Here is a 3,027-nt window from a genome sequence, read left to right as displayed (position 1 = left end):
CTCGCAATCACGAAGGATCACGCGATGGCCGTCTTCATTTCACGGCGCCACGCCTGTCACCAGCGAAAACTCGTACACCACTCCCGTGGACGCAACCGAAAGCTGACCGAAAGTGCGCTCCAATTGCTACATCGAGGTATTTGATCAATGTCTCGTTGACGATGGCCGAGAAGGTCGACATCGCCCGGCCAGCGGTTCCAGCACGAAGCATGCGCCATTCGGCCGGGGACGCCGGGCCGAATCGGAAGAAGTCGGCCCGGCGTCCATGGAGGGGGCCGGAGGGGCGAAGATGTTAATACGGCAGTCGCCGTCCCGACGGTGTCCGCAGGTCAGGGACGGCGTCCGGGGTGCGGGTGCGAGGTTTGCGCACCTGAATCCTGCGCATCACGCGGGCCCCTTTACCGGCAGTTCAAACCAGACGACCTTGCCTGCAGATGTGCGGTCGGTGCCCCAGCAGCAAGACAGCATGTCCAGCAGGAAGAGCCCGCGTCCGCTCTCGTCGTCTTTGTAAGCCGAGCGCATCTCGGGCAGCGTGTCCTCCGCGTCCCCTACCTCACAACGCAGCAGGCCGTCCTCGGCAAAAAGGGTGAGTAGGACCGGGCCTCGCCCGTGACACACCGCGTTGGTGACCAGCTCGCTGACCAGTAGCTCGGCGGTCTGGTCGCGCAGTCCCCAACGCGCCAGCCTGGCGCGGGTCAGACACCGGCTTCTGGGCACCGAGACGAGCTCTGGCGCCAGCCTCCACGAAGCCGTCCGCGCACGGTTGCTATCTGCCGCGCGCCAGTCGAAGGCGCGGGCGACGACCTCGAGGCCGTCACGGATGAGCCCGCCGAGGCCACCCGCCTGGAACTGCAGGCGTCCGAAGAGACGCGGCAGGCCTCCATGTATGTCATAAGCCTGGTGCGGCATGGCCATGGCTTGGTCGGCGTAGCGTCGTCCTGCAGCCGGGACCGGTGTCTCGGCGTCGACCGCAAAGGTCAACAGGGCGATGGCTGCGGATTCCCTCCGCCATCCCAATCTCTCACCACGGGAGCCAGTCATCTCGCTTGCACTCCTCATCTGGGTGTTCACTTCACTGTGCGACCGTGACGTGAATCACAGCAACGGACACGATGTCAGAGGAGTGAGCCGGTTCATGTGACACTGTGCTCAGAAGGGCGTCTTTTCCAGAGGGTCTGGACCATCCGCTGTTGGCCCAACACAGCAGCCAACTGTGGGCTGTCGCCCCGCTGCCCTGGCGGTCAGAACGATCGACAACTACAGCCTGTGCGGGTGCGGCGGTTGTCCGATCAAGAGGGGCAAACACTGCAGCGGCTGGTCCGGCGCGGTAAGCACGACTCGGTCCGGATACGGCCGGCGTTGATCGTCATGGCATCGGCCAGCGGGACACCGGTGATGGCGATCACCCAACTGGTGGCGGCTGCCGACGGCACCGGCAGGAGCCGAACGGCGGCGCAAGGACGAGGAGCCTCGCCCCGGAGATTCGCGCCATCCATGCCGAGCACGAGGGCACCTACGGATCGCCGCGACACTGTCGAGCTGCATGAGCGCGGCCAGATCGTCAAAGGCGCTACACCCGCCACTCCACGCTCGGGGCACCTCACGCCACAGGCCTACGAAGCGATCCCGAGGACGGCAGTCCGGTGCGGGTGTCTCTGCTACGCCGACATGCCCTCATCGCGGCGCAGCAGGGGCAGGCAAGAGCGGCGGCGTGAACGTCCTCTTCGGGGCCCTGACGGCATGTCCAGGCGTGATCGTCTGGGGTATCGATCTCAAGCGCGGCATGGAGCTGCTGCCCTGGGCATCCTGTCCCGATCGGGTGGCCACCACCCCGCAGGAGGCGGAAGCGCTGTTGGCCGATGCTGTCGTCATCCTCGACGGCCGCGCAGACCACCTGGCTCAACAAGGTGAGCGGGTATGGGAGCCGTCCCTAGCCTCCCCCGCATTGATCATTCTGGTTGACGAGTACGCCGAACTCGTCGACGACGCCCCAGCCGCGGTACGCCACGCCGACTCCATCGTCCGACGTGGCCGCGCCGTCGCGGTCCGACTCGTAGCCGCCACCCAACGCCCCTCCTAGAAGTCGATGGACAAGGGCGCGGTGCGCTCCCAGATGGACGTACGTCTGTCCTTCCGCGCGCGAACGGCGTGACGTAGACCTGATTCCGGGACAAGGCATGCTCCAAGTTGGATGACACGCCCACTGCCGGGACGCCCCCGGCAAGTTCCGGCGGGGGTAGGTCGAAGACTTCGGCGTCGGCGCCGTCAAGGCGATCGGGGTTTTCGAGGTCCTGGCCGCGGTGGGCCTGATCCTGCCGACCATGCTCGGCATCGCGCCGGTTCTGGTGCCGCTGGCTGCCGCGTCTGGCTGCCCTTGCGCCAGAGGCGCCTCGACACCACGGCCCGGCGCGACCCCGTCGTGGCGCTGCCCTCTCCCAAGGCGCCCGGCGGGCCGATATGGCGCTGACACGGGCTCAGGGGAATAAGCGGACATGGTGTCCGGTTGGCTCCGGTGTGGTGGGGGCTCGCTCCCGTCGAGGGCGCGGCCACCGTCCCCAGAAGGAGCCAGAAAGGGACACATGATGAACACCGGCACGATCGGGATCGTCTTCGGTAGCCTCACGCCACCGGAGGAGCTGAGAGAGGGAGCCGCGCTGGCGGAGCGGCTCGGCTTCAGGGAGCTGTGGTTCTCCGAGGACTGCTTCTTCACCGGCGGCATGTCCGGGCTGACGCAGCTGCTCGCCGCGACCCGCGCCATGCCCGCGGGACTGGGGCTGGCCAGCGTGATGACGAGGCACCCCGCCGTCCTGGCGATGGAGCTGGCAGGACTGGCCAGGACCTACCCGGGGCGGGTCAAGGCGGCCGTGGGCCTCGGCAACACCCACTGGCTGCGGCAGATGGGACTGCTGCCCCCGCGCCCGCTGAGCGCGGTCACCGAGACCTTCGACGTCGTGCGCGAGCTGCTCAACGGCGCCACCGTCGACCGCGGGAGCGCCGCACACCATCTGGAGGGCATCCGGCTGGACT

3 protein-coding genes and 1 pseudogene are annotated in these 3,027 nt (G+C 67.4%); 3 read left to right on the top strand and 1 reads right to left on the bottom strand.

The features are described 5' to 3' along the window. Positions 1 to 384 precede the first annotated feature (384 nt). On the bottom strand, positions 385 to 1,041 hold the full coding sequence (locus ABFX50_RS50425; protein ID WP_346158393.1) for an ATP-binding protein: 657 nt from the start codon (positions 1,039 to 1,041) through the stop codon (positions 385 to 387). A gap of 670 nt (positions 1,042 to 1,711) precedes the next feature. Here ABFX50_RS50425 and ABFX50_RS50420 point away from each other — a divergent pair. The 3 genes and pseudogenes from ABFX50_RS50420 to ABFX50_RS50410 all read left to right on the top strand — a co-directional run. Continuing rightward, the gene (locus ABFX50_RS50420; protein WP_346158390.1) at positions 1,712 to 2,080 is read left to right on the top strand and encodes a hypothetical protein; all 369 of its coding nucleotides are present in this window, start codon (positions 1,712 to 1,714) and stop codon (positions 2,078 to 2,080) included. Between the two features lie 181 nt (positions 2,081 to 2,261). Further along, positions 2,262 to 2,486 (top strand): annotated as a pseudogene (locus tag ABFX50_RS50415) (hypothetical protein); the annotation flags it as partial. Positions 2,487 to 2,579: 93 nt separating this feature from the next. Then, on the top strand, positions 2,580 to 3,027 hold a 448-nt coding region (locus ABFX50_RS50410), incomplete at its 3' end, for an LLM class flavin-dependent oxidoreductase (RefSeq protein WP_346158387.1).

This window comes from Nonomuraea recticatena (assembly GCF_039533245.1).
Lineage (GTDB): Bacteria > Actinomycetota > Actinomycetes > Streptosporangiales > Streptosporangiaceae > Nonomuraea > Nonomuraea roseola.
This window is presented reverse-complemented; position numbering and strand designations above follow the sequence as displayed.